Here is a 25,907-nt window from a genome sequence, read left to right as displayed (position 1 = left end):
CCGCTCATTCCCCCACTCCTGAGAATTTAAATTCTACTTTAGTTCAATTAATAGCATACATCATATTCCGCTCATTCCCCCACTCCTGAGAATTTAAATTCTACTTTAGTTCAATTAATAGCATACATCATATTCCGCTCATTCCCCCACTCCTGAGAATTTAAATTCTACTTTAGTTCAATTAATAGCTGGTGGTTCGTGTTGAGGATCCCAGACAACGTACAATTTAAATTCTACTTTAGTTCAATTAATAGTGACCGGAAGTTATTGCAGCATCCTTGTTATAAACAGATTTAAATTCTACTTTAGTTCAATTAATAGCAGAATGTTGAAACATGTAGGTGAAACGAGTCCAAAATTTAAATTCTACTTTAGTTCAATTAATAGTCTAAGTGAAGTTTTGAGCTTTGACATCGCTGAAATATTTAAATTCTACTTTAGTTCAATTAATAGGCAAGGTATGTTAATCAACAAGGGTAAAAATGTCGTATTTAAATTCTACTTTAGTTCAATTAATAGTGTAGCCGTCAGGGAATGTCCGGAGTATGATAACAATTTAAATTCTACTTTAGTTCAATTAATAGGATATCGAGAAAAAATATTTTGACTTTGCCGATCATATTTAAATTCTACTTTAGTTCAATTAATAGCTTATTTTACAGGAGTTTGATTTTTCTGCTCATTCTATTTAAATTCTACTTTAGTTCAATTAATAGACTGTATTTATAAGATTATTGTTAAGTTCATCCTGCATTTAAATTCTACTTTAGTTCAATTAATAGGGGCATTCGCGTAAATCATATAGTTGTAATAAACATATTTAAATTCTACTTTAGTTCAATTAATAGAATACCAAGATAATCATAAAGAGTACCAACAGAATGATTTAAATTCTACTTTAGTTCAATTAATAGTGGCTTCTTATAATTTGCAAAGGTTAAAACAGGATAATTTAAATTCTACTTTAGTTCAATTAATAGACGTTATAAATTTAAACAAAATCGACAAAGAATCAAATAGTTATACTTTGTCGATAGATCATTTTTTGAGATATTTTTCAGTCGACCTCTAATTCGTAGATTTTACCGGGAGGTCGACTACTTTATCTAATTCGTTTATTATCAATATTTCAAAGAGCGTTTTATGTTAATATGCATTTACGGAACCCTCTTTTTAATCGTTAAAACAAGAGGTCGACTTCATAAGAAATTAGAAATACTGGCTTTTTCATCCCCGATGATCTCCTTTTGTAGCCATTTTTCATCCCGACTTTTGAAGATAATCAAACTATCTTTATCCTCCATAAGATTTTTAGCTTCTGCATTTAATTGTTTCAACTGCACTTCGGATATTTCTCCTTCAAAGACACTATTCTGAATCCAAGAGAGATAGCGACGACATAATTTTAACATCTTAGAGGTTCGCTTTTGATCCACGTCGTAAACCAATATCACATACATTTACCACCACATTTTTAAAGGTTTATACTCTTCTATATCCAATAAATGTTTTGTCAATTTATAACACTCTAACTTGATCAGGTGTTTATAGCTTACATGTCGACCCAACATTTTATGTTTAATCGTCTCTTTTACCTTGTTTTCCCATTCTTGAGAAACTTTTTTCATAGAGGAAGGCTTTAAAAGACAACCATTTAATTTCTGATCAAAATCAGATTTCTGAATTTGTTTTCGATTAAGCATCGAAAAAATCAACCGATCGGCCAATATAGGTTTAAAAATCTCAGCCAAGTCCAATGCTAACGAATAACGCCTTTCTCCCGGCTCATGCAAAAAACTAATCGTTGGATTCAACTGTGTATGATAAATAGCATCTAAACAAACAGAATAACACATACTATTCGCAAAAGAAATCATAGCATTCACCTCATTCGAAGGAGGCATTTTACTCCTGTTACCCATAACAAAACCATCGATAATAACATCAAAAGCCTCATAATAGGTTTGCCGGATATTCCCTTCGATACCCATTAATTCAGGTATTTCTGTTGCAGTTTCAATTAAAGGAATATAATTTTCGATTCTGTTTATTTGTGACAAAGTATCTTTGTCCCGATTGTTATAATACTTCAGATTTTTCAACATATTAAAAGCCGCTCCCTGAATAAATCGCCGGGCAATAGCCATTCGTTTATCTTTACGAATATAATGCTTCATCTGAGCTATTTGCATCCTACCGGATAACAAATAATCTTTAGGCATAAAAGAACCGGTATAGTGTTCATAATAATCAAAAAAATGAACCGCTATTTGATTCTTACCCAAAAAATTATACATGGCACTATTAGCATCCAGACTGCCGAATACAAATAAATTATCGACTGTTTCGACAGGGATATAACGAGGTTGCCCTTCTCTCCCCTCCTCATCTACAGGTGTAAATTTTAACGTATTGTCCTTTCGACTCAAGCGTCCCGGATTAAACAAATAATATGTTCTTTTCATATATCCTCTTTTTCCATTATAACCTAACAGCTTATCTTATATTTCTTCTTCTCCGGCATAACAAAACTCATAATATGAACATGAGCCACATTTACGTTTAGGTATTCTTTCCGGACAATTTTCCGATTCTATTATTTTAAGAATCTCCATTTCTATTTCCCGCAATCTTTCCCGGTCGCCCTCTTCCAATTCAACCCTCAACGTTTCCCGCAGCAATGGATATTCCAACAGACCAATAACCCCCTCGATCCCTTCTTTCTCAAAAAGATTGATGTAATATTTTACTTGCCAGATATGAGCCTCTTCTTTTGCCGAAGATTTTTTTATTTCATGAATAACTCTATCACGAGGATCATAAAAATCAATAACCGAACCTCCAATGCGAACCTCTTCGTAACGAGCAGCTCTATTTGAATAGGAGGTTTCATGTACTAATTTACCTTCAGTAACGATATCCGAAGTATGTTCCATATTTATCCCATTTGCAAAAAGCCAGAGTTTTCTCAAGCAAATATAATAATAGTTGACGTGAGTAGCTGTTATATACATAAATATCCGTTTTTACACTAATTGATCGTTTTTCTCTTACAAAAAATAGTCTATTTCGTCTTGTTCTATCTCATTTTTCAACAATCCTAATTCTTTAGAATATTTCCTATTTATCAAATAGGTATATTTATCATACATTTTTTCCGTTAAACCAGATGTAAACACAAATCTTTCACCGTATGCTTGTTGCTTTTTTAATAAACCGATAAAACTTCTCTCGTTTAGATTCACTAATAATCCCTCGGCTTTCACGAATTGATTCGCCTCCAAATACTCCTGATACGCTCTTCTTAAAGCAACTGGTAATACTTGTACTCCAGTAAATTGTTCATGAAATTGCTCCTCTCGTTCAGAAGAATATTTTAAAGGAGACAGTTCATGAAACACCGCATATTCTAATAAATTCACAGTCTGTTCGTATTCTTCTTTGGCTTCTTTACTCCAATCAGGATAAACAAAATTAATAGCATCCTGTAAATAAGTCTCTTTGATTACTCCCCCTTTTCGCTCTATTCTCATCAAAACTTCCAACGTTTTAAAAATTACGATTTCATCCCGATAAATATATTTATCAGTCTCATTTCTCTCTTCAAAAACACAGCAATCACATAAATCTTTTTCCCGTTTCCGGTTAACCCGTCCAAATCTCTGAATCAAGGCATCTAAAGGGGCTGGTTCTGTATAAATACAATCATAATCGATATCTAAACTTACTTCTATAGCCTGCGTCCCAACTAAAAGCTTTACATCACGATCTTTTAAAATTTTCTCTTTTGCAAAACGATCTTCTGCATTAAACGATCCATGTAATAATACTTTCTTTTTGGCATCCAAAGCATGATATATTTTTTGAGATTCAGCTATAGTATTACAAACAACTAATACCTTCCTGTCTTTATCCAATCTTCCCTGTATTTCATCCAACGAATCTTCCAATTTTCCTTTTCGTACGTGAATTCGATGCCGTGTAAATTTCTCATACAAATCTGTCGAAGCTTGTATATGGGTATAATCTCCCAGTACCTGCTCCAACTCCTTACACATGAATTGAGGCAATGTAGCCGTCATGATATGTACCCTTGCGTTCATATAACGAAGCATAAATTTCAGTAATACGATAATTTGAGCAAAGACACGTGGATCATAAGCATGGATTTCATCAAAAATCAAATAACAGCCACTCCATTCAAACATCCCTTTTTCAAAGTTTTTTAATCCAAATAGATGCTTTAATAATTGAAACGGAGTCACAATTTTTAAAGGCATTTGTAAAGACTTGAAATCCTCCAATAACTGTTTCCTTTCTTCCCCAGATAATACATCATCTTCCTCTGACATCCGATACTCCAAGTACTGAGCTAATTTACCATGCAACATCCCAACCTTTTTTTCATCCTTACTCAGCTCTTTATCTAACCGCTCGTACATGGCATTAATCGAAGCCGTAAATGGCAAAATATAAAATGCCCGTCCTTGTCCTCTTTCTTCCATTTGTTTTCGTAACCACAACAAAGCTGTTTCCGTTTTTCCGGATCCGGTCGGGGCATTCGTGATCACGTTACCAATAGTTTGGAAGGCCATCTGTTGGTGGAAATATAAAGGATAACGAAATAAAAAATCAAAATCTTCTGTTTTTAATTGTGCTAAGGTTTGCATTCCCGCAGAAGCCATATGATCACATTGCTTCATTCCCCCGACCAATAATAACCTGTCCATAAATGCCGAATCTACGGTATTGGGGCTCTCTCGCATTAAACGACGAATACAGTTACTGATATCAAAATTTTCTACTTCATCGTTCCATGTCCCTATATAGGTAACTACAAGTTCTTTGATGATAGCATAATCGATTTTAGCACACTCCTGCATGAACTCGACTAATCCGTCTCCGTATTCTTCCAACAGTTCATTCTCGTTTTCCGTCTTATAATTCTTACTGATAAAATCGAATAACTCGTTCAATTGTTTATGATGTCCCGCAACAGCGTAGGACAATGCTTTTCTCTCCTCTTCTGTTATTTTAAGAGCATATAAAAAATACAGAGAAAACAACTCGTGTCTTTGTTGATGCCATTCGTGTTTCTTTATTTTTCGCAACAAACGCTGAAATTCAGGGTGAGCTTTGCCAAGATCGTGCATAACGACAGCTCTATACAGTTGTTTCCAAAAATAATCTTTGTCCAATACGGGCAAATTAGGAAAACAAAACCGCAATTGCCGATAAATATTCAAACAATCTTCAATATGTTGCTTTAAAGTAATTTCAGGTTCTGATTTTGCCAGAACCTGAAAATTAGTATCTATATTCATTTTTAAAAAATAAGCTGATGAAGATAGATATCTACCGGAGAATCATCTATGACATCCCTATATGCTTTTATGTTTGTTTTTCCGGTTTTTCCGAAACATGAAATGACAGAATAGGGCTCCGGACCTATATTTCTACGCGGAATCTCGTCGGTAAAATAATTAGATAATACCTGTATTACTCCCGGTAAAAAATTTCCTTTAAAAGGGACAAGCTGCCCTTTTATATGTTCAGCACCAACAATTTCTTGCAATTCAATCTCCTCGATCAATTCTACGCTGGCCAAATCGCTACTTCTTCCCAATACCAAAGGAAAATAGGGCTGTTTAAAGTACGTCACTAACGCAACATCACTTAAATAAACATACAACCGACAATCAAACAAGAATTCCCGCTTTATAACATTAGATTTTACTTCATTTTTAGGCGTTCCTTTGTCCGTTCTCTCGATCTGGTAGATCGTTTCTAAATCTACTTCTTTAGCTCCATATTCAAAATAATATCCTATCTCCAATTTTTCATGATTCAAATATTCTCCAGCACAAGCATTCATCAAGCCCAACACAGTACTTACAGGCGGGACTTCAAGCGTCGGCTGATACCCTGAAAGAATATTCGGATATCTGAAACTCGCTGTCCATGAACTAATCTTGATTCGGTATAATTTCATTCCTCCAATTGTTTTTTTATTTGTTCACAATAAGCATCAATCACCTCATTTACTGTTCCCAAAACAATCAAATCTTTATGTTTTTCGGCTAAAACATTTAAACTTTCATTTTCATCATCCCAAAAACCACTTCGCTTTCCTATATATACTTTTCCTATAATAGTCTCCCGATAATCTCTAATAACCTCTTCTATACCATTTACATTTAACTTCGCAATGCCATCTCGAATTCCAGTCGTAGAAGCCACATGAGAAAAAGGATGATTGCCCGTATTTGTTGTTGCCAAGATGATAAACTTTGGAGTTACGTCTCCCATATTATCCGTTTGCATTGCACCTCCCGAAATATGTTTCAATGCCTTTATCGTATCAATGGCACGTCGGATTCTTTCCGAACCTTTCAATCGAATTAGTTTTTGATTACGGATAAAAGGATCTTCTATTTCCACTCCACCCTTCTCTATCGCTTCTTTCTTCAATGTATCGGACAGATTCATATAGCCGGTTTTATTATAATTGGAAAAAGTTCCGATCATACTTAAATCCAGACTAAACATTCCTTTCATCACGGCACTATATTCCTGTTTCGTATAGGGTACGGAATCACCTTCCTGACGGGCCATACTCGACCAATTTTCGGCTAAAGAGACAGATGCAACAGATACAATAGCAGAATTTCTCAAAGGCGAAACACGTGTTACCGTGATATTTTCTTTTTTCTCTTTTCCCTTATTGTCCTTCACTATCTCCGTTGCGGCACGCATATATCCGAACACATCGTCGTCAGGATACGTAATAGGATCCGCATTCGTGTAAGCAATTTTAGAATCGCGAATTACCGGAGATAATACCCATCCGCAATTCTTTTGTAACGCTTCACGCCACCAATATCTCCAAGCTTGTCCGGAAACATAGACGTATGTTCTACCATTTTTTATAATCGTTTTCGTGGCAACACCGTTATCATTTAAAGTCGAAGTACTTTTCCCGGCATTATTCAATGCTACCACATCCACATCCAAAAGGACAAAACCCTGTGTTTTTAAATTTTTCATAGTCGTATGTTTATTCATTTATATTATCGTCATCATCAATATCTTCTGCATTCAGATAAATGCCTTTTTCATGTAATCTTTGATAAATAGCAATCAAGAAAACATCCCTTACGTCTCTCCAGTATACGTCTTCTGGGAAAAGATAAAGACAGTAATCTTCCACGGTGATAATCGGCGGATTTTTTAATTCCATATTCTTAGGGAGAACCTTAGTTATTAAAAAACGACTCAAAGCCGAAGACGTTTTGGCATTCTTAATTTGTTGAATACACTTACCTATCCGATCTTTCCCTTCGATTTCTATCACAAAATCGGCTAATTGCAATAATTTTTTCTGTGCTTCCTGTTTCATATTTCTAATTAAGGTTAGGTATTTTTTTACGATCTCTATATTAAAATCGTGTTTTTCACTCCAATTTCTGATATAAGGTAAAATAGATTCTTCGTTTAACAGACACTCATAAATCCGGTTAAACCACGTTCGATACTCAACGCAGTTTATATTTTCTATTTTATCCTTTTTTTCAAAATCAAAATTTCGAGTACTCTCATTGTACTTTGCTCCCTTATACTCAGAATTCCGATAATACGCTTCAACAAACCGATTCCAATCTTCTTTATATTCTCCTCTTTGGGTAAAGGTATAAAAACTAAACAACGTCGCTGGGACCGTGTATATTTTCACTTCCGGACTAGCCCCGAAATTGGTAAAATGATAGAGTATCAAAGAGTAGTTGTCGATCTCATTCTCTCGTATACTATCTCCTAATACCTTATCTATAAAACGAAAGAGAGCTGTCGTTGGAGCTCGGTATTTAGACTTTAAAATTCCTTCCGAAGCATTAATTGCCAATGCATGCAAATTTTCGCTACAATTATTAGTAGCGAAAAATGCGGTCAATTTATTGTCATTACTATGAATTAATGCTATTCGTCCCTGCAATAACATACAAGACAAAGGAACAAAATGGTTACGAATCAACACCTCTTTCGATACCATAATTCCAGCTTCAAACGTATTATGAAAATTAACAAATGTTCCCGAACCGGATAAAATAGAATTATCCCGACCGGCCGCAAACAATTCTGTATTTTGTCCGGTTATTCGACAAAACCCTTTTCCTATAGAACCCTTCCCTTCTATCAATTCCCGAAAATATTTTAGTGTTTCCTCTATCTTCCGATCTGCTTTAAAAGCAGGCTGAGTAATTTTAGAATTTAGAAAAAATGGATTTATTTTAGCCTCCCATCGATTGACATATATTTTAGAAACCTCTTCAATCAATCCAAGAATATCCTTATCCGGATATCTTTTAGCGAACTCTTCCAACGCGTATCCACCGGCATCTACAAAAGGGTCACCCGTCGGTTCCGTCAACCATTTGTAATTTACATTTTTAATTTGCTGATTCATATAGTTTTAATTATATTTTGCAAAACTTTTTCTGCAAAGATACGAATAATTTTAACCCATTGTTTTGTTGCGTGAAATATTTTTCTTCTTTTTTTTAAAATCAATATATATCCATGTCGAATACTTTGATAAATCCATTTACAATTATATCTTCGCCCAAATTATCGTACTAAATAGAATTGAAAATTGTTTTGTTGAATAAAAAATTAATTGAACCTTTTCGGAATTATTGCTCCAAATAATTTTGGAGCTTTTTTTATCCTCAAAAACTATATTCAATTTTTACATAAAATACATTATCCATCCATATTTACTAAACACATCTAAATTTTTACATACCAAATAGCAAATTTATTCTGCCCATGAATATAGTTACAATATCAATAACATCAAAGAAAATTACATAATTTTATTAATATAAAAATAACATTCCTTTTATACTTCCTATATTAGAACGTTTTACACTATTTTATAGACAATACAAGATTATCTAATAACATTTATATTATCCTTATATAATATAAACACATAAGCTAATCGTAGCTATTGTACCAAATTAACTACCGAGGAAAGAATTCAGATTTTCGGCAAGATCGCAAATCTAGTTTGAGAGTATAGAAATAGGTAATGAAGAAAAATACCGCTTGTTTCAATAAGGTATCGAAAAGCAAAAGCCCCGGCAAGCTGATGCCGGGGCCTCTTTTATCATTTTACTGAGCCGTAAATGTCACATAAGAAAATGTATTGCCCGTCCGTAGATATAAATACATGGTTTTGTGATAATCAAAATTTTTAAGCTGTCTTATATACAAATATTTAACTTTTTTTCCTTGCTCCTCCTCTTCGTCGATATAGCAATCGAAGTATTCTTCATTATTCGGGATAACATACTCGATATCCTTTAACCGGGTTATGTCGATTTGTAACCAGGCATTATAAACAAGGGAACCGATGTTAGTTCCGGGTTCAGGTAAGGCACCATTGAGTAAAGTCACGGGTAAGTATTTGACTTTTATTCCCGTGTTATCCTCTATAACCGATTCGATGTACATTTTATAATAAGTATCCTTTATCTTAAAGGCCTTATTTCCTGACGGAAATTCCCAGATCATCTCCTGAGGATAAATCAAATAGCCATGACTGACCGTGGCGGCGATTTCCGTGGCGGCAGCCAATACCTTTATATCGCTTACATAACCTAAATTGGACATTCTACCCAAATCCGATATCCATACCTCTCTTCCCGTAAGGTTATTCGATTTATTAAGATAGACGCCCGATTGACCAAGTATAACCTTTCCATTATCTTCATTGAGCATATTCAACGCGATTGTACCCTCCGGCTCTGCAATTGTTTTATCGTCATCACTACAACTTGCAAAGCTGCACACACACAGGAATAACAGAAGCATTCCCCACAAATTTCTTTTCTCCATTTTTCTTTACTTTAATTTTACACACAGATTTCGCTTCACTTAAGGCACCAAATATAAATAAATAATACGGATTAGAATACAAAAAATAAAGGATTAAGAGATTAAAATAGCACTTTAACCCCGTCCCTAAGTGCTATTTTATTTTGACAGCTCTTTTTCGAGGAAGGATTTTAGGACTTTGGCATGATTGTATTCCCCGTTTCGAGAAGCATATAAAAGAGTAACAACAGAATAGGATTTAATAGCCCCGACAAATTGACGGGCGGCATCGGAATGTTCCAATTCCTTTTCGTAAGTAGAGGCAAAGTCGTTCCATCGATTTTCGGGATCGATATGAAACCATTTGCGAAGGTCAGTAGACGGGGTGATTTCTTTGGCCCAGATGTCGTAGTGAAAAGCTCCTTTTTTCATACCCCTCGGCCATAAACGATCCACAAAGACCCTTATACCGTCGGTTTTTGCCGGATCATCGTACACTCTTTTCAATTGAATCTTTGTCATTTCGTTTTCTTTTATCGAATTCCCGTTTATCCATCATACCGGATCATCCGTCTAAAAGTTACGTTTTCAACGAGTTTCTGCTCCCTAAAAAAAATCCGCCACAACCTTTCGGTTATCGCGGACTTTCGTATTGTCGATCAAAATCATTTCATCAACTTATCATATGTACCATCATGCAAGGCCTTAACAGCCGCATCCAAGGCTTTATTGTCCTCGTTGGTAATCATGTAGAGCTCATTCATATCCCAGAGATCACGGGCGATCAAAGCCTTTATAAATTGCTTCATCTCCGGAATGACGGGAGTCAGCAATTTCTGGTCTTTCTTTACCCCTTGTTTCTCTCCGTTAGCCACGATCTCGTTAATCATAGCTTCGGTTACATGGAAGTTTTTCCGGAAATCTTCAAACTGAGGATACTGTTTTTTCAGGCTTGCCCGGTTTTTATCCACATAGTTTAAAATAAAGTCGTTAACCACGTTCTTGGCGATCAGGTGGTTGAAATAAGAATAATTGATTCCCGTATCGATCGGCACGAACAGATCGGGAATAATACCGCCTCCGCCGTATACCAGACGATGTCTCTCTTTCGTGTAATATTTAGTGGAATCGGTCACCTGAATACTGTCCGCATTGACCAATTCACCGCTATTGTAACGCTCGTATAATTCGGCCCGGTAGTCTTTTCCCTTATAAGGCTTCTGAATACAGCGACCGGAAGGAGTATAGTAATGAGATACGGTCAAACGTACCATAGAACCGTCCGTCAGGGGAAATTGACGTTGCACCAATCCCTTTCCGAAAGAACGGCGTCCCACGATCAGACCGCGATCCCAATCCTGGACGGCTCCCGAAACGATTTCGCTGGCAGAAGCCGAATTCCCATCCAACAGAATAGCCACTCTTCCGCTTTGAAACAACCCGGCAGGTGTGGAATACTCATCCATACGTCCCGTGGCCTGTCCGTCGGTGTAAACGATCAGTTTACGTCCATCCAACAGATGATCGGCAATACCGATGGCCGCCCCCATGTAACCGCCGCCGTTTCCCTGCAAATCGATGATCAGGTCTTTCATTCCCTGGGCCTGCAACTTCTTCACGGCTTCCTCAAACTCTTCCACCGTGGTAGCCGCAAAACGGGCTATCTTGATATAACCGATGTTCTTATCGACCATATAAGCCGCATCCACGCTATGGATTGGAATTTTATCCCGGATAATATTAAAATCAAAACGTTCGTTGCCTCTCAGAACTCCGACATTCACGCGGGTTCCCTTCTCTCCCTTCAATCTCTTCCGTACCTCGGTGTTGGTCAATCCCACTCCGGCCACATTTTGTCCGTCGATCGCAATGATACGATCCCCGGCCATCATACCTACCTTCTCGGCAGGCCCTCCGGGTACGACATCCACGACCATCAAAGTATCGCGCAAAATATTAAACTGTATACCGATACCAAAGAAACCGCCCTCCAAGGGTTCGTTAGCTTCTTCCACCTCCTCGCGGGAGATGTACACGGAATGCGGGTCCAGATCCGCCAATACCTTTATAATAGCATCCTCTGTCAGCTTACCCAAGTTTACGGTATCCACGTATACCGCATCAATCATTTGCATCAATCGCTGGTATTTGATGGACTGCTCGCGAACGGCTTTCTCGTCCCGCTGAGCATCAGCTCTTACCCAGCTAAAACAGGCGATCAGGATTACAACCGCCGATAATAAACTTTTTCTCATATCGTATTATTTTAATTTCTCTTTTCATCCTTCTACGTAAATATTTTACAAATGTAAGGAAGAGAAACCATTAATTCTATTAATATAGTCTTAAATCATTCTATTTTTCCAATTCGATCAATTCCAAATCGGATATATTTCCGGACGCAATGACAAAACGCACGGCCGTACGTACCGTATGAAACCCGAACTTGCCGGCTGCACCCGGGTTAATATGCAAACAGTCCAAATTTTTATCATATTTGACTTTGGCAATGTGCGAATGCCCGCACAGAAAGAGCTTGGGACGCTCCTGGTACATAATCTCGGCCGCCTTCCGTTCATAATGTCCCGGATAACCGCCGATATGGGTCATCAGCACCTTTACTCCCTCGCAATTGAACAATTGCCTCTCCGGAAACATGCGCCGGAGCAATTCCCCGTCGATATTACCATAGACGGCCCGCAAGGTAAAACGTTTAGAGAGTTCGTCCGTGACGGCTACATCCCCGATATCACCGCAATGCCAGACTTCATCGCAATCCTTAAAAAACTCCACGATCTTAGGGTCCAGCCACCCGTGCGTATCCGATAACAAACCGATTTTCATAATTATTTATTTTTGTGTTACAATAGTTCCTCTTTCACTCGTGTTTTCCACCTGTATGCAGGCCGGAACCTCTTGCTGCATCTCCTCCACGTGAGAAATCAAACCCACGATCCGGTTTTCGTCCCGCAAGGCTTTCAAGGTATCAAATACGACAGACAACGACTCTTTGTCGAGCGAGCCGAACCCTTCGTCTAAAAAGAAAAAATTCTGTTTGCTCCCCGACAGTTGCCGGATATTATCCGTTAAAGCCAAAGCCAAGGAGAGGGAGGCCTGAAATACCTGGCCGCCGGACAAAGTTCTTGCGCTCCGGGTTCTTCCCTCGTTCATAAAATCACGCACCAGAAAATCATTGTCCTCACTCAGCTCTAATTTCAACCGTTGGCGGGTCATCCGGAAAAAGCGTTCGTTTGCCGCGTTACACAAGTTCTGCAAATAGATAGAAGAGACAAATTTGACAAAATCGTTTCCCCGGAAGAGTCCCTTTAATAGTTGTAGATTCTGAAGACGCTCTTCCAAAACGGTTAACTCTTTCCGGATCTCCATGTGGGCCTCATAGCGTTTTTCCAGATCCGAAATACGATTGTCTAAAGCTCCTATCTCCGCTACTAACTCCCGTTCATGGGATTGTTTCGCGGAAAGTTCTTTTTGCAGGGTCACGAATCGATCCTCGTCATAAGCGGTATCTTTTAACAAACCTTCCAATTCGGTTCTCCGCAACCTTACCGCATGTAATTGCTGGTTATACTGATTTATCTTTTCATGAGATTCAGGAATATGTATCTTTTTCTTTAATACCACTTTCACGGGTTCCAAACCGGAATAATCCGTATCTTTTAAAAGAAAGACCAATTGTTGCATTACCTTCTCTTCTTCCTCTCTTAAGCGGGCAAACTCCCGCTCTTTCTCCTCTATGCTTCCTTCCAGTCTACGGTTTTCCAACTCCAACTCCCGCCGTTTTTCCACTGCTTCCGCGTAATCTTTTTCCAACTTCTCCAATTCCCTCTTTCCCTCTACCGACATTTCCTTCAATTGCTCTAAACCATAGGGTTTATATTTTTCCGTATCGAGCCCTTCGACCTGTTCCGTCAATAACTCCATCTGTGCCCCTTTCTGTGCCAACGACCGATCGATCTCGTCCAATCGAAGCTTGTATTTTTCCAAGTTACCCCGCTGAAGCTCTATCTGATCTCCGGTTCGGGTTATCTGCCCCTCTTGCTTTTCCCGTTGGCTTTTCAGCTCTTCCACCCGTCTCATCTCCTCCTCTATCTTTTCCGGGCATTCCGGGGAATAGTTTTCCCAGGTAAACAAATCCAAATGTTTTTTTATTGCCTCCTCCGTCTCTTTCAGCGCTATCCCCAATTGTTTTTCCCGTTCCCGGCAAACCCGGTAACGTTCATTCAACAAGGTCAAACGGGAAACCAAAACCGAAAGCTCTTTCTCTTCGTTCTCCAATTGCACGATCAAATCGGCATTCTCCTTTGTATCTCCCTCCACGGCTTCCGCGTGCAAAGGATGGGGATGCGACAAAGCCCCGCACAAAGGACAAGGTACTCCTTCCGATAACTCCCGGGCAAAAGTTGCCAAACGCACCCGGGTTCCCAAACGTAAAGCCTCTTTTCGCAAAAGCTTTAACCGATCGGCAACAGACTCCGCCCGTTCTTTGCATATCTTTATCCAAACTCCTCCTTCTACCTTTTCCTGATGTTGTATAATCGTATGCTCTTTCTGTAAAGCTACATAATCCCTGATAAGTTCCTCTTTCTCTTTTCCGATTTTCTTTTCCTCTTTCCCGTTTTTTTCCCGATCTGCCAACAAATGCTGGCGAACGGAGAACCACTCCCGGATATCGGACAAAACTTTCATATCGGGCGTAACCCGTATCAACTCTTCTAACTCCTTCTTCTCTCGTTTTAACTCCTCCTGTCGTTTTTCAATCTCCTGACGGGTCTTCACGACGATCTCTTCGCCCTTTGTTTTTCGTTCTTCCAGATCACGGCACTCTTTTTCCACTTCCAGACGACGAATAAAGGCCTCCAGACGCTCCATTCGTTTTCTCTTTTCCTCCTTCCCTCCATAAGCCTCCTGAAGAGTTTCAAAACCTTTCATAAAAGAACGTAAAGCCTCTTTTCTCTCTTTCTCGCTTTTTTGCAAGGCTTCCCGGGAAACCTTTACCTGTTCCAAACGACGTTGAAGGTCTTCCAAGTTCCCCACCGGCTGTTGAAAATGCTGAAGGCAAAACTCGTACTCCGCCAACTCCGCCCGCAACCGATCCATTTCCGGTTGTATATCGATCAACCGCCGCTCCGTCTCTTTTTTCACGGCCAATTCGTCCAAAAGCAGCTTTATCGCTTTCAGTTTTTCTTCTTCGGATAAAATCTCCCGTATCTCTCTTTTTAAACGTTCTTCCTCCATTTTCAACTCCACCAGCTTTCCCCTTTTTTCCCGTATCATTTCCGGGGTCACCTCTCCCAATCCGGCCAATCGACCCCGGTAATCCGTCACCTGTTGCCGGGTCTCGGCCTCCAAGGTCGCTACGCTTTCCGAAAGATCGTATTGACGCAGATCCCCGAAAAGTTCCATCATCATCTCCGTTCGCTCTTTGTCCCGCAGCATCAGAAAATCCTGAAACTTTCCCTGCGGAATAATCACTGTCCGCCTAAAATTCTGTACGGTCAGGCCAATGACTCCAATCAGCTCTTCCCGGGTAATCGGTTGCCACTCTTCCCCCTTTCCTAAATAATAAGAGAATTTCGGAGAAGAGACATCCGCAAAATTCTTCCGGTTACGTTTGCTCTCGACGGTAGCCCGGTAGCGACTTCCTTCCGTTCCCGCCGTAAACTCGAAATCCACGAACAACCGATCGGCTCTCAAATTCATCAGGTTGTATTTCACCTCTGTATTCAACCGATCGATGGTTCCGTATATAACGTAAATCATTGCTTCCAGAATCGTAGATTTACCACTTCCCACGGGACCGAATATACCGAACAACTTAGCTCCGGTCAATCGGGTGAAATCAATGGTTTGCCGTTCCCGGTACGAATAAATTCCTTCCAATGTCAGTTTTACGGGAATCATATAAAATAAATTATAAACACATTATCGTTCTTTGTTCTTGGCCAATACCTCCCGGAAGAGAGTCATCAATTCCTCGTTGGGTTCCTGTCCCTTCCGATTTTTGAAATATTCGGCAAACAGGGCATTCACATCCGTACGCAATTCATGAATCGAAGCGATGCGGGCCGTTGTCGCCGATTCGTTTTTCACTTCCGGAATCAACCACACGATATGTTCGTGTGCGGCATATATGGCTTTTGTCTCCGCCCCCGTAAGATAGGTATCCGTTACCACGGTCAACTCCACCCACACGTCAGGATTATCCCTCAACCACCTAATCGCTTCTTCAGCACCATCAAAACGCTTCCTGACCAAGGGACGACCGCTTTTCAAAACCCGTCTTTCGATCGACGGAACCTTTCCGGGTTCGGCCTTCACCAGTACGACATACTTCTGTTGTTCCGCCTCACTAAAGCTATAACTCAACGGACTACCGCTATAAATCACCGGACAGGGAAACGTATCGATCATCTGGTAGCGGTGCAGATGTCCCAATCCCGCGTATTGCACGGCAACGGGAATCACAGAAGAGTAAACTGCATCGGCTCCCCCTACATTGATGGGACGTTCGTCTTCCGGTTCTTCCGGCATCTCGCCTCCCTCCTTCATCATAAAGAGATGAGCCATCAAGAGATTGACCCCCGAATCGTCACAATAGCGTTCGGCAATCTCTCGCCAATGTCCGGCTAACTCTTCCCGCAAACGGGCAGGTTGATCTTCCGTTCCCAAAAACCTTTTCAGTCGTTGTTCGTTCGTATACGGAGTATGTATAATCCGCAACGAATAATCGTATCCCGGAAGACGGAAAGCTGCATATCCCCGGTCAACTTCGATCAGGCTTACCCCTCCTTCGATAACGGAGGTTTTTAATTCCGTCATGGGATTACCCACGAAAAAGATGCCGCACTCCCTGGCCAATACGTCAGGAGAATCGATCCGGTCCGGAGAATCGTGATTTCCGGCAATAGCCACGACCAACCGACGTCCTCCGTCGGCCAACCGATAGAGAGTACGATACAGCAACTCGATGGCTTCCACGGGAGGGTTATAAGTATCAAAGAGATCTCCGGCCACCACAACGGCATCCACCCGTTCTTCCCGGGCAATACGTACGATCTCTTCCATCACTTCCACCTGCTCGGCTATCCGTTCCCGTTCGTTCAAACGTTTTCCCAAATGCCAATCCGAAGTATGCAATATCTTCATACTCTATCGATCTTATTCGTTATTTCACACCCGTTGCACACGTAATCATATATTTAGTGATCCGGTGATTGAATCTCCGGATCTTTCAGTTTTTATTTTACAAAACCCTTTAACATTTTAATCTCTTCCGGCCATAACGATTCGTCGGGAGTCTCCAGGATAAGCGGAATATCGTCGAAACGAGGATCCTGCATAATCATCTTAAACGTCTCTATTCCCAACTCCCCTTTACCGATACTTTCATGGCGGTCTACCCGCGAACCCAGTCCTTTTTTGGCATCGTTCAAGTGCATACCCATTAGGTATTTAAAGCCGATTATCTGATCGAAATGCTCAAAGGTTTCCGTGAAAGCGGAAGGAGTGGTCAGATCATATCCGGCCGCAAAAGCATGACAGGTATCGATACACACCCCTACCCGGCTTTTATCTTCTACCCGGTCGATGATGTAAGCGATTTGCTCAAACCGGTAACCCAGGTTAGACCCTTGTCCGGCCGTATTCTCAATCACGGCACTCACACCTTCGGTCTTATCTAAAGCCCAATTGATGGATTCCGCAATCCGTTGCAGGCACTCCTCGTCGGTAATCTCTTTCAAAGAACTCCCCGGATGAAAATTCAACCGATCCAGTCCCAATTGCTCGCAACGCTGCATTTCGTCCAAAAACGCCTCCCTCGACTTCCCGAGAGCTTCGGCTTCAGGGTGTCCCAAATTAATCAAATAACTGTCGTGAGGCAATATATGCTTGGGCACATATCCCCATTGTTCACACCGCTCTTTAAAAAGAGCTATATTTTCGGCCGAAAGCGGCGCCGCTTTCCATTGCCGTTGATTTTTCGTAAAAAGGGCAAAAGCCGTAGCCCCGATCTCATGTGCATTTAACGGAGCATTCTCTACTCCTCCCGATGCGCTCACGTGCGCTCCTATATATTTTTTCATTCTTTCAAGTTTTTAATCTCTTCATGCTAACTCCGTAATAACCTTTCAAACGGTATAAATCGCAAGAAGTTATACTCGTATACAAAGATAGGGAGGTAATTTGAAAATTCAATAAAAAGTTCCGGATAGTTTAATTACCCGGAACTCCCACACCAGCGTGTTTTGTCTATTTCTTTTTTTCTTTTGTTTTATGCATGACCACATTAATTTCCGTTTGATTCCCAACCGTAATTTCCTGTGTTTTCATTCCTTTTTTCGAAATTACTAAAATATTTTATAAAACATTCTATTATAATTATATATAAATCAAATAATTATTTATTTAGAGTGGCTGTAAGGATGTATATAATTACCAAAAATAATATCCACGTGAAGGAATAAAATTCACTAAATCATTTGGTTTATAAAATAAACTAATTTATATTTGTATCAACAAAAAGAATAGCGCTATTTTTTTGAGAATATAGTTTATAAAACAAACCACTTTACAAACACCAAACGCAACAAACATGGAAGAAAAAAAGTTTACAGAGAAAGAAAGTTTAGAACTTATTTCTCAAATGATACAAGCAACCAGAAAGAACCTCGCAAAAGATCAAGGGAATTACTTCATCATCTACGGCTACACGACAGCCATCTTGTCGATCATTATCTACACGTCACTCTGCATGACCCACGCCCCTTGGTGGTGGGCAGGCTGGTTCCTCATGTTCCTGCCGGTAATTATCCTCGCGTTCAAGGAAAAAAGGAACACCCCGACCGTCGTCACTTACACAGACAGCATGGTCAATAAAGTCTGGCAAGTGGTAGGCACCTTGTTCTCGTTAACCGTGCTGGTCATGCTGGCTCTATCATTCATTGTCGGAAGATGTGATTTCACGCTCATGCTCCCGTTATGCCTCCTGTACGCAAGTATCGGGACTGCAATCACGGGATTGGTTATCAGGGAGAAGTGCTTGCTCTACCTCCCGTTTGTGGGTTTCGTGTTCGCCATATATATGCTGATGAGTTACACGATAAATAACAGTGCCACCATACTCTGGAATCTCTACTTTGGCCTGTCATTTGTTGTCATGATGATCATACCGGGACATATTCTGAACAATAAATCCGAAAAACTATGAGAGAATTAGATCCGCTATTACATTCTCAATTACGTCTGGCAATAGTCTCCCTGCTCTTGTCGGTAGAGACAGCGGATTTCGTGTACTTGAAAGAGAAAACGAATGCGACTGCCGGGAACCTAAGCGTGCAACTGGAAAAACTCGAAACTGCCGGGTATATCCAAGTGAAAAAAGAGTTCGTCGGGAAAAAGACCCGCACGTCATGCCAACTGACCGACACGGGCAGGAAGGCTTTGGAAGACTATATAGACGCTCTTAGAGAATACCTTAACTTGTAAAGAACTATTCCCCCCACCTCACGACCTCGCCAATGACAGGAATCAACACGTGTAACGAGTCGTTCTTTGCCATGTTCCTCTCGTTCCGTAACGGCTCGTCCCAACGATGGTGGGCCAGCGCATACTTGGAATGATGCACGGTCATCACCTTTTTCGCTTTCAAGTCCAAAGCTGCCCGAATCAAATAATCAGGCATCAAGTGGATATACTTCCATCCCTCGTTATACTGCCCATTCTCAAGAATGGCCAAGTCTATATCCGGAAAACAATCCCCGATCCGGGCAAAATGCGTGTCGTAACCACCGTCTCCCGCCAGATATATCTTCCGGGAAGGAGTTTCAAGCAGAAACGAAGCCCACAGCGTTTTATTGGCAGAAAGTCCTCGTCCCGAAAAATGGCGGGCAGGTAGGCAATGCATGATAAAACCGGAATCTAAACGAACCTCTTCTTCCCAATCCAACTCGACTATGCGCTCCTTATCGAATCCCCAGTACTCGAAATGCTCGCCAACTCCCAAACCGCAAATCACTTTCCCGATGTGATCTTTCAACGCCCGTACGGTATGATAATCCAGGTGATCCCAATGATCATGGGAAATAACCAAATAATCAATATCCGGCATATCCTCCGGGTGATAAACGTCCGTTCCTTTGAACGGCTTGTTAATAAAAGACACCGGGGAGGCCATGCAGAACACCGGATCCACAAGCACCCGTTTCCCATCCACCTGAACCAGATAAGATGAATGCCCGAACCACACCAGCACATCCTCTTCCGGATCGATCTGCCGCAAATCCGTTTTCACTACGGTCAACGCAGAGTCCGGTTTCAGTCCGGTCTTATCCTTAAAAACGAAGTCCAGTAATCCCTGCAAACGTCCCTTGTCCAAGGTCATTAAAGGAGTTTCATGTATATTGCGGAAAGCCCCATCCCGGTAATTCGGCGAACGTTCAATCCTTGCCAACCGTTCTCCCCGGGGAATTCTCCCGAAACTCGGCTGATTCATGAAAACAATTCCGACAATGGTCATAATCACCACGATCGACAGCACAATCCATAGTATCATACGCTTTCTCGAACTTCTTATTAATTTCATAAATACAACTCAATAATAAATCTATCGCAAAAATAAGCAAATACACCAAACTCCCGTGTACACAAATTACAGGTATTCATACCTAAATTACGGATTCTCCTTTCACTCCCGTCATCCCCTCACCACGGGACGACGGGGTAACATTATTGTTCGGGAGCAGAAACAGGATTGTGATAGTTATACCTTGAAAAAAGAGTAGCACACCCCATTCATTACCACCTGTAAACGAATCAAGGTTTGTATATCTTGGGTCTCGTCCGTACCTCTCCTTCCAAGTATTCCACTTTAAAAATGTTCACGCAAAAGACAAAAATTGACAGGAGCAAAGGCCCGAAGATCACCCCCATGAAACCAAATAGGGAAAGTCCGATAACCACTCCGAAAATCGTAATCAACGGGTGAGTGTCCGCCATCTTTTTCTGCAACATGAACCGAACCAAATTATCGACATTCGAAATCACGACCAAAGCATAGACTGCTAACCCGATCGCCATTCCCCAATGTCCCGTCATCCCCATGTACAACGCCAGCGGGGCCCAGATCAATGCCGTCCCTACAATCGGGATAATCGTGGCGAAACAGGACAAGAATCCCCACAACACGGGACTCGGTGCCCCGAATATAAAATACCCCAACGTGGCAACAGCCCCTTGAATCACGGCAAGCAAGGGGATCCCGATCGCATTCGACTTCACGATCATGTTGAACTCGTGTAGTATATTCTTTTTATTCCGTTTATTAAACGGTAAAATATCGCTCACGTACTCCTCCATATCCCGCCCGCCAATCAGCATGAAATAAAGCACGAAAAGCAGTACCACCACGTTAATGGTAAAACTACTGATGCTCCCCATCAGGAACTGACCGACCTTCGGCAAGGCTGCCAATATTGTATCTATATTCCCTTTGCTTAAAAGATCATACCCTACTTTTTCCCGGATCAGCTCAGCCACATGCTCCACCGGGGCAATCAAGCTATGCGGGTCCAGGTTTATGGCCTGCAACTTGTTCACGAACACCCACACGACAATCGACAGGGGAATAAGAAAACAAAGAATCGTCTCGCATAACAGAAGAATAGCCATGATACTACGTTTCATCCGTTTCTTTTCCGTCAAATACAGCATCTGATTACGCAAAAGAATATAAATCGTCATGGCACCCAAAATCCCACTGAAAAACGGCAGAATTTGAAAAAATATAAGAATTCCCAACAACAGAATAATCGCCACGAGGGAATATCTCCAGTATTGTTCTTTAAGACTCATTTTATCACAATTTAAGTTCACGATATGTCCCTAAACAGATGTCCGAATAACCATCCGCCCGGTTATCGTGTTAACGAAAACGACGAAAAAATGTTTAAATTTACATCACCCTTTTACAACAACCGGCAATCTCTTCCCCCTTCATACCCGAAAAGACAACGTAACAGGTTAATTCAAGGCCCTACGCATTTTCTCCCGATCCAAGATAATAATCTCCTGCCGATTTACGGAAATCATCCCCTCATCAGCCAGCTCGTACAACACCTTGGCCAGTGCCGGACGAGTCACCCCGAAAAACTCAGCCAATTCCTGCTGCGACTTTCCCAACAACACTTTTTTCTTATCGGGAGAGGCGAGTTCCAGAATATAATGGATCAATTTTCCACGAATCGTCTTGAATGACAGGAACTGCAAACGCCCGGTCAGAAATGTCGTCCGGTTTGCATTCACGGACAAGAAATTACGCAGGAAACTTTCATAACGTCCCATCTGACGGAACACGGATTCTTTCGTGGCGATAAACACGTCAGCCTTCTCCGAAACGGTAGCTGTCACCGGGAAATGATTATCCTCGGCAAAAAGAAATGCCGGGGCAAGCGCTCTCGGCGCCCGGATCGTCTCGATTCGCAACATGGCTCCCGAATCATCCGTCATTTCCGCCTCGACCTCCCCTTCCAACAAGATATAAAGGAAACGGCACACGTCTCCTTGCCGGAAAACCACATCCCCTTTCATATAGCTCTTCACGCTATAATCAAATCCTTCCATAAACTGCTCTCTCTCCCGTTCGGGAATTCCCATACATAAAGGACAATCAAAAAGTCGTGCTATATCCATTATCTGCCATCTTTTAAATGATACACAAATGTATCATTTTCTTCTTTAGTACCTTATTTTACTTTTAACCTTTTTCATTTTCGCTCGTATAAATTATTGAAAATTAAATTCACGTTTGTAATTTATATTACAACTATTGTTTCACAGACCCCGTACATTTGCGACAAACAAATAGAAAAAATATTCATCAAACACACTAAACCATGGAAAAAATGTTTTGTTATCAATGTCAAGAAACAGCAAAAGGAACCGGCTGCACGGTCCGCGGCGTATGCGGAAAAACATCGGATGTCGCTAACTTACAAGATTTACTACTATTTATCCTAAAAGGTATTGCCCACTACCGGGTGCAACTCAGAGCCCTTGATGCCGTTGACCACTCGGCAGATCGTTTTATTCTCGACGGTTTGTTCATGACGATCACGAATGCGAACTTTGACAAGCAACGTTTCGTGGAAAAAATCAAAGAATCCATCAAGTTACGGGAACAATTGAAACAAACCTTCCTCGACAAAGGCGGGAATCCCGAAAAGATCACGTTCGAGGGAGCCTTTTGGACGGCTGACTCGCTGGAAGAAATGGAATCGAAAGCTGGACACGTGGGAGTTCTCTCCACCGAAAACGAGGACATCCGCTCTTTAAAAGAAATGCTTACCTACGGGATGAAAGGAATGGCCGCCTACACGGAACACGCCTATAATCTCGGACACGAGAACCCTTCCATCTACGAATTCATCGACCGGGGGCTGGTAGCCACCACACTCCCACTGTCCGCCGATCAGCTCGTGCAAATGGTACTGGAATGCGGTAAAAATGGCGTTGACGCCATGGCCCTGCTCGACAAAGCCAACACGGATACTTACGGGAACCCGGAAATCACGAAAGTGGACATCGGCGTGCGGAAAAATCCCGGTATACTGATCAGCGGTCACGACCTGCGAGACCTGTATGAACTTCTGGAACAGACGGAAGGTACGGGGGTGGACGTATACACCCACAGCGAGATGCTTCCCGCACACTACTACCCGGCATTCAAAAAATACAAACACTTCGCCGGAAACTACGGTAACTCATGGTGGAGACAAGTGTATGAATTCCAACATTTCAACGGCCCGATGCTATTTACCACGAACTGCATCGTTCCCCCGCATCCGGACGCAAATTACAAGGACCGAGTGTACACGACCGGATCGGCAGGTTTTCCCGGGTTCAAACATATCGAGCGCAAACCCGGACAACCGAAAGATTTCAGTGAAATCATTGAACACGCTAAAAGATGCCCGGCACCGGAAGCCATCGAAACCGGAAGTATTATCGGAGGATTTGCCCACAACCAAGTGTTTGCACTGGCAGATAAAATCGTGGATGCCGTGAAATCCGGGGCTATCCGTAAATTCTTCGTCATGGCCGGATGTGACGGCCGGATGAAAGGCCGGGAATATTACACCGAGTTTGCCCAGAAACTCCCGAAAGACACGGTGATCCTTACCGCAGGATGTGCCAAATACCGTTACAACAAACTACCCCTCGGGGATATTAACGGTATTCCGAGAGTGCTGGATGCCGGACAATGTAACGATAGCTACTCGCTGGCGGTTATTGCCTTGAAACTGAAAGAAATCTTTGGGGTAAAAGACATTAATGAATTACCTATCGTTTACAACATTGCTTGGTACGAGCAGAAAGCTGTCATCGTGTTGTTAGCCCTACTCTATCTTGGAGTAAAGAACATCCACCTCGGACCGACCTTACCCGGATTTCTTTCTCCGAACGTGGCGAAAGTACTCGTGGAAAAATTCGGTATTGCCGGAATCACGACCGCGGATGATGATTTGAAATTCTTTTTGGAAAATTAGTCCATACGACCTGACTTCCCGCTGTCACTAAAAGGCAGCGGGAAAATTATCTGCATAAAAGTCAACCAGACTGACCATTGTCGAACAATCTTTTCGTTGATGAGCTGACAACTCATCAATACGGGATGCGCAATAGCAAGCCTCCTCCCAGAACCTAGGGGAACGTTTATTCTCGTTCTCCCGACAAAACATAAGGGCACGCTCATAAGCATCATGAGCTTCTTCATCCCGACAAACCTCCCGGCAAAAATCACCCATACGGATCAATTCCTGGATCTTTTCCTCTAGCCGTTCGCTATCAAGAACTGCCGTCCTGTAAGCCTTGATTGCCGCATCAATACCCAAGGGATTTAGATGAACCTGCCCCCTACTCGCCGCCGCCACTCGCTTTTTTTCTTTTATTCTTCCCATGCACCAATTACTTAGATTAGACACTCTCACACCCATAAAAAAAGAGACACAAACCAGCATCCCTCCCGGATGTATATGGATTCATGTCTCATTTTCTAGTACAAAGGTAGGAAGAATTTTCGAAACATCCTAATATGTCATGGTCATATCAGTTGGAACACAGATATAAAAATCCGCCCGTCCTTCATTTTCCTCCCCCAATTTCTTTATATCATCCTGCCGCACAGAGCATACGGTTGCGATCTTCAAACCGGGACGATATTTATTTAGATAAGTAATAATGCCTTTCTTGAAATCCGAATGATAGTTCCCATTCAGATGCACAAATTTGGACTTCAAATTCTGGGCAATAAACCATCCCATCGTGGCATCTTTCAATGCTTGAGCCTTGGCTACATTCTCCGGATCGGTATGCTTTCCCGAGGTCATCATCATCAAACCGAACATCCCGGCAGCCTCTTCATCCGGCTCGTAATCAATCGGCAGGGGTGCGATATATTTTTTAGCCTCTGCCGATAATTTTTCCAAAGCCTCAAATCCCCCATTTTTCACCATATTAGCATATCGCCGGGGTACATTCGTGGCTATCACCCGTAACCCGTGTTCACGGCCTAACCCTACAACAGGTGCATAATCCGTCAGATAGTTAGGCCAAAGTCGAGCTTCTTCTTCAAAGCGATCGGAAGAGATCAACCGTCCCACATATTCATCTACCATCAACTGATTATCAGCCTCCAACATTTCCAACCCGATTGTCAATTTATCCTTATGCGCAGTATACAAGTCCTTTACCATCTCATACTCCAACCAATGAGCTATGGCACAATTATGAACCTCACCGATAAACACAACATCCTGTGCTTTCAGCACTTTCATCATCTCTTTATATTCGATTTCCTTTCCCTTCGCATCAAACAAGCGATAAGCCTTCTTTTCCTGTCCTTTACTGTAGTTGGTAAAACCCAACAACATCACCAGCAAAATAGTCAAACAACTCCTCATATTATATCATTTATTTCATTATTACTTCAAAATAGTTTATTCCGATTCTTTACC

22 protein-coding genes and 1 CRISPR repeat array are annotated in these 25,907 nt (G+C 41.3%); of the genes, 3 read left to right on the top strand and 19 right to left on the bottom strand.

Going from position 1 to position 25,907, the window contains the following annotated elements; all coding sequences use genetic code 11:
• Positions 1–24: 24 nt before the first annotated feature.
• Positions 25–980: a CRISPR direct-repeat array (repeat unit 30 nt; unit sequence ATTTAAATTCTACTTTAGTTCAATTAATAG).
• Between the two features lie 219 nt (positions 981–1,199).
• The 14 genes from cas2 to nfo all read right to left on the bottom strand — a co-directional run bounded on the left by cas2 (position 1,200) and on the right by nfo (position 17,981).
• Positions 1,200–1,460, bottom strand: coding sequence for a CRISPR-associated endonuclease Cas2 (gene cas2 / locus QZR76_RS13100; RefSeq protein WP_041503745.1), 261 nt, complete (start codon positions 1,458–1,460; stop codon positions 1,200–1,202).
• On the bottom strand, positions 1,461–2,465 hold the full coding sequence (gene cas1b, locus QZR76_RS13095; protein ID WP_294143252.1) for a type I-B CRISPR-associated endonuclease Cas1b: 1,005 nt from the start codon (positions 2,463–2,465) through the stop codon (positions 1,461–1,463).
• Between the two features lie 36 nt (positions 2,466–2,501).
• On the bottom strand, positions 2,502–3,014 hold the full coding sequence (gene cas4 / locus QZR76_RS13090; protein ID WP_294143251.1) for a CRISPR-associated protein Cas4: 513 nt from the start codon (positions 3,012–3,014) through the stop codon (positions 2,502–2,504).
• 36 nt (positions 3,015–3,050) lie between these two features.
• Complete coding sequence (gene cas3, locus QZR76_RS13085) at positions 3,051–5,324, bottom strand: CRISPR-associated helicase Cas3' (RefSeq protein ID WP_294143250.1); 2,274 nt, start codon at positions 5,322–5,324, stop codon at positions 3,051–3,053.
• Positions 5,325–5,326: 2 nt separating this feature from the next.
• Complete coding sequence (cas5b, locus tag QZR76_RS13080; protein ID WP_294143249.1) at positions 5,327–5,992, bottom strand: type I-B CRISPR-associated protein Cas5b; 666 nt, start codon at positions 5,990–5,992, stop codon at positions 5,327–5,329.
• The gene (cas7i, locus tag QZR76_RS13075; protein WP_294143248.1) at positions 5,989–7,047 is read right to left on the bottom strand and encodes a type I-B CRISPR-associated protein Cas7/Cst2/DevR; all 1,059 of its coding nucleotides are present in this window, start codon (positions 7,045–7,047) and stop codon (positions 5,989–5,991) included. Before cas7i ends, cas5b begins: the two co-directional genes overlap by 4 nt.
• Positions 7,048–7,057: 10 nt before the next feature.
• On the bottom strand, positions 7,058–8,461 hold the full coding sequence (gene cas8a1, locus QZR76_RS13070; protein ID WP_294143247.1) for a type I-B CRISPR-associated protein Cas8b1/Cst1: 1,404 nt from the start codon (positions 8,459–8,461) through the stop codon (positions 7,058–7,060).
• Positions 8,462–9,171: 710 nt separating this feature from the next.
• Positions 9,172–9,897, bottom strand: a complete 726-nt coding sequence (locus QZR76_RS13065; RefSeq protein ID WP_294143246.1) for a DUF5036 family protein — start codon at positions 9,895–9,897, stop codon at positions 9,172–9,174.
• Between the two features lie 138 nt (positions 9,898–10,035).
• Positions 10,036–10,398: a DUF488 family protein gene (locus QZR76_RS13060; protein WP_294143245.1), complete on the bottom strand. Its 363-nt coding sequence runs from the start codon at positions 10,396–10,398 to the stop codon at positions 10,036–10,038.
• 143 nt (positions 10,399–10,541) lie between these two features.
• A complete protein-coding gene (locus QZR76_RS13055; protein WP_294143244.1) occupies positions 10,542–12,131 on the bottom strand; it encodes a S41 family peptidase in 1,590 nt (529 codons plus the stop codon).
• A 100-nt stretch (positions 12,132–12,231) separates the two neighbouring features.
• A complete protein-coding gene (locus QZR76_RS13050; protein WP_294143253.1) occupies positions 12,232–12,723 on the bottom strand; it encodes a metallophosphoesterase family protein in 492 nt (163 codons plus the stop codon).
• 3 nt (positions 12,724–12,726) lie between these two features.
• Positions 12,727–15,798, bottom strand: coding sequence for an AAA family ATPase (locus QZR76_RS13045; protein WP_294143243.1), 3,072 nt, complete (start codon positions 15,796–15,798; stop codon positions 12,727–12,729).
• 21 nt (positions 15,799–15,819) lie between these two features.
• Complete coding sequence (gene sbcD, locus QZR76_RS13040; protein ID WP_294143242.1) at positions 15,820–17,043, bottom strand: exonuclease subunit SbcD; 1,224 nt, start codon at positions 17,041–17,043, stop codon at positions 15,820–15,822.
• A gap of 92 nt (positions 17,044–17,135) precedes the next feature.
• Entirely contained in the window at positions 17,136–17,981 is an 846-nt protein-coding gene (gene nfo, locus QZR76_RS13035) for a deoxyribonuclease IV (protein WP_294143241.1), read from the bottom strand.
• 782 nt (positions 17,982–18,763) lie between these two features.
• Between nfo and QZR76_RS13030 the strand changes: the two genes are divergently transcribed.
• Positions 18,764–19,105, top strand: coding sequence for a hypothetical protein (locus QZR76_RS13030; RefSeq protein WP_294143240.1), 342 nt, complete (start codon positions 18,764–18,766; stop codon positions 19,103–19,105).
• On the top strand, positions 19,102–19,383 hold the full coding sequence (locus tag QZR76_RS13025) for a transcriptional regulator (protein WP_087422026.1): 282 nt from the start codon (positions 19,102–19,104) through the stop codon (positions 19,381–19,383). The genes QZR76_RS13030 and QZR76_RS13025 overlap by 4 nt, the downstream gene beginning before the upstream one ends.
• 4 nt (positions 19,384–19,387) lie before the next feature.
• Here QZR76_RS13025 and QZR76_RS13020 read toward each other — a convergent pair whose 3' ends face one another.
• From QZR76_RS13020 to QZR76_RS13010, 3 genes are all read right to left on the bottom strand, one after another.
• On the bottom strand, positions 19,388–20,479 hold the full coding sequence (locus tag QZR76_RS13020) for an MBL fold metallo-hydrolase (RefSeq protein ID WP_182002101.1): 1,092 nt from the start codon (positions 20,477–20,479) through the stop codon (positions 19,388–19,390).
• A 230-nt stretch (positions 20,480–20,709) separates the two neighbouring features.
• Positions 20,710–21,747, bottom strand: a complete 1,038-nt coding sequence (locus tag QZR76_RS13015) for an AI-2E family transporter (RefSeq protein ID WP_118259841.1) — start codon at positions 21,745–21,747, stop codon at positions 20,710–20,712.
• Positions 21,748–21,915: 168 nt separating this feature from the next.
• Positions 21,916–22,584: a Crp/Fnr family transcriptional regulator gene (locus QZR76_RS13010; protein ID WP_118259839.1), complete on the bottom strand. Its 669-nt coding sequence runs from the start codon at positions 22,582–22,584 to the stop codon at positions 21,916–21,918.
• A 212-nt stretch (positions 22,585–22,796) separates the two neighbouring features.
• Here QZR76_RS13010 and hcp point away from each other — a divergent pair, with 212 nt between their 5' ends.
• The gene (hcp, locus tag QZR76_RS13005) at positions 22,797–24,440 is read left to right on the top strand and encodes a hydroxylamine reductase (RefSeq protein ID WP_118260021.1); all 1,644 of its coding nucleotides are present in this window, start codon (positions 22,797–22,799) and stop codon (positions 24,438–24,440) included.
• Between the two features lie 27 nt (positions 24,441–24,467).
• On the opposite strand, the gene QZR76_RS13000 is transcribed toward hcp, so the two are convergent.
• Positions 24,468–24,851: a hypothetical protein gene (locus QZR76_RS13000; protein ID WP_147348365.1), complete on the bottom strand. Its 384-nt coding sequence runs from the start codon at positions 24,849–24,851 to the stop codon at positions 24,468–24,470.
• Positions 24,852–24,980: 129 nt separating this feature from the next.
• The gene (locus QZR76_RS12995) at positions 24,981–25,853 is read right to left on the bottom strand and encodes a ChaN family lipoprotein (protein WP_118259835.1); all 873 of its coding nucleotides are present in this window, start codon (positions 25,851–25,853) and stop codon (positions 24,981–24,983) included.
• Positions 25,854–25,907: the final 54 nt, after the last annotated feature.

Origin of the sequence: uncultured Sanguibacteroides sp., assembly GCF_900543425.1 — a bacterium.
Taxonomy (GTDB): domain Bacteria; phylum Bacteroidota; class Bacteroidia; order Bacteroidales; family Marinifilaceae; genus Gabonibacter.
The sequence above is the reverse complement of the archived record's forward strand: the minus strand, read 5'-3'. Positions and strand labels throughout refer to the sequence as shown.

Excerpts from the sequence above, each read along its gene's own strand:
- cas2 (WP_041503745.1), bottom strand. The coding sequence starts at position 1,460 with ATGTATGTGATATTGGTTTACGACGTGGATCAAAAGCGAACCTCTAAG.
- cas1b (WP_294143252.1), bottom strand. The coding sequence starts at position 2,465 with ATGAAAAGAACATATTATTTGTTTAATCCGGGACGCTTGAGTCGAAAG.
- cas4 (WP_294143251.1), bottom strand. The coding sequence starts at position 3,014 with ATGTATATAACAGCTACTCACGTCAACTATTATTATATTTGCTTGAGA.
- cas3 (WP_294143250.1), bottom strand. The coding sequence starts at position 5,324 with ATGAATATAGATACTAATTTTCAGGTTCTGGCAAAATCAGAACCTGAA.
- cas5b (WP_294143249.1), bottom strand. The coding sequence starts at position 5,992 with ATGAAATTATACCGAATCAAGATTAGTTCATGGACAGCGAGTTTCAGA.
- cas7i (WP_294143248.1), bottom strand. The coding sequence starts at position 7,047 with ATGAAAAATTTAAAAACACAGGGTTTTGTCCTTTTGGATGTGGATGTG.
- cas8a1 (WP_294143247.1), bottom strand. The coding sequence starts at position 8,461 with ATGAATCAGCAAATTAAAAATGTAAATTACAAATGGTTGACGGAACCG.
- QZR76_RS13065 (WP_294143246.1), bottom strand. The coding sequence starts at position 9,897 with ATGGAGAAAAGAAATTTGTGGGGAATGCTTCTGTTATTCCTGTGTGTG.
- QZR76_RS13060 (WP_294143245.1), bottom strand. The coding sequence starts at position 10,398 with ATGACAAAGATTCAATTGAAAAGAGTGTACGATGATCCGGCAAAAACC.
- QZR76_RS13055 (WP_294143244.1), bottom strand. The coding sequence starts at position 12,131 with ATGAGAAAAAGTTTATTATCGGCGGTTGTAATCCTGATCGCCTGTTTT.
- QZR76_RS13045 (WP_294143243.1), bottom strand. The coding sequence starts at position 15,798 with ATGATTCCCGTAAAACTGACATTGGAAGGAATTTATTCGTACCGGGAA.
- sbcD (WP_294143242.1), bottom strand. The coding sequence starts at position 17,043 with ATGAAGATATTGCATACTTCGGATTGGCATTTGGGAAAACGTTTGAAC.
- nfo (WP_294143241.1), bottom strand. The coding sequence starts at position 17,981 with ATGAAAAAATATATAGGAGCGCACGTGAGCGCATCGGGAGGAGTAGAG.
- QZR76_RS13030 (WP_294143240.1), top strand. The coding sequence starts at position 18,764 with ATGGTCAATAAAGTCTGGCAAGTGGTAGGCACCTTGTTCTCGTTAACC.
- QZR76_RS13025 (WP_087422026.1), top strand. The coding sequence starts at position 19,102 with ATGAGAGAATTAGATCCGCTATTACATTCTCAATTACGTCTGGCAATA.
- QZR76_RS13020 (WP_182002101.1), bottom strand. The coding sequence starts at position 20,479 with ATGAAATTAATAAGAAGTTCGAGAAAGCGTATGATACTATGGATTGTG.
- QZR76_RS13015 (WP_118259841.1), bottom strand. The coding sequence starts at position 21,747 with ATGAGTCTTAAAGAACAATACTGGAGATATTCCCTCGTGGCGATTATT.
- QZR76_RS13010 (WP_118259839.1), bottom strand. The coding sequence starts at position 22,584 with ATGGATATAGCACGACTTTTTGATTGTCCTTTATGTATGGGAATTCCC.
- hcp (WP_118260021.1), top strand. The coding sequence starts at position 22,797 with ATGTTTTGTTATCAATGTCAAGAAACAGCAAAAGGAACCGGCTGCACG.
- QZR76_RS13000 (WP_147348365.1), bottom strand. The coding sequence starts at position 24,851 with ATGGGAAGAATAAAAGAAAAAAAGCGAGTGGCGGCGGCGAGTAGGGGG.
- QZR76_RS12995 (WP_118259835.1), bottom strand. The coding sequence starts at position 25,853 with ATGAGGAGTTGTTTGACTATTTTGCTGGTGATGTTGTTGGGTTTTACC.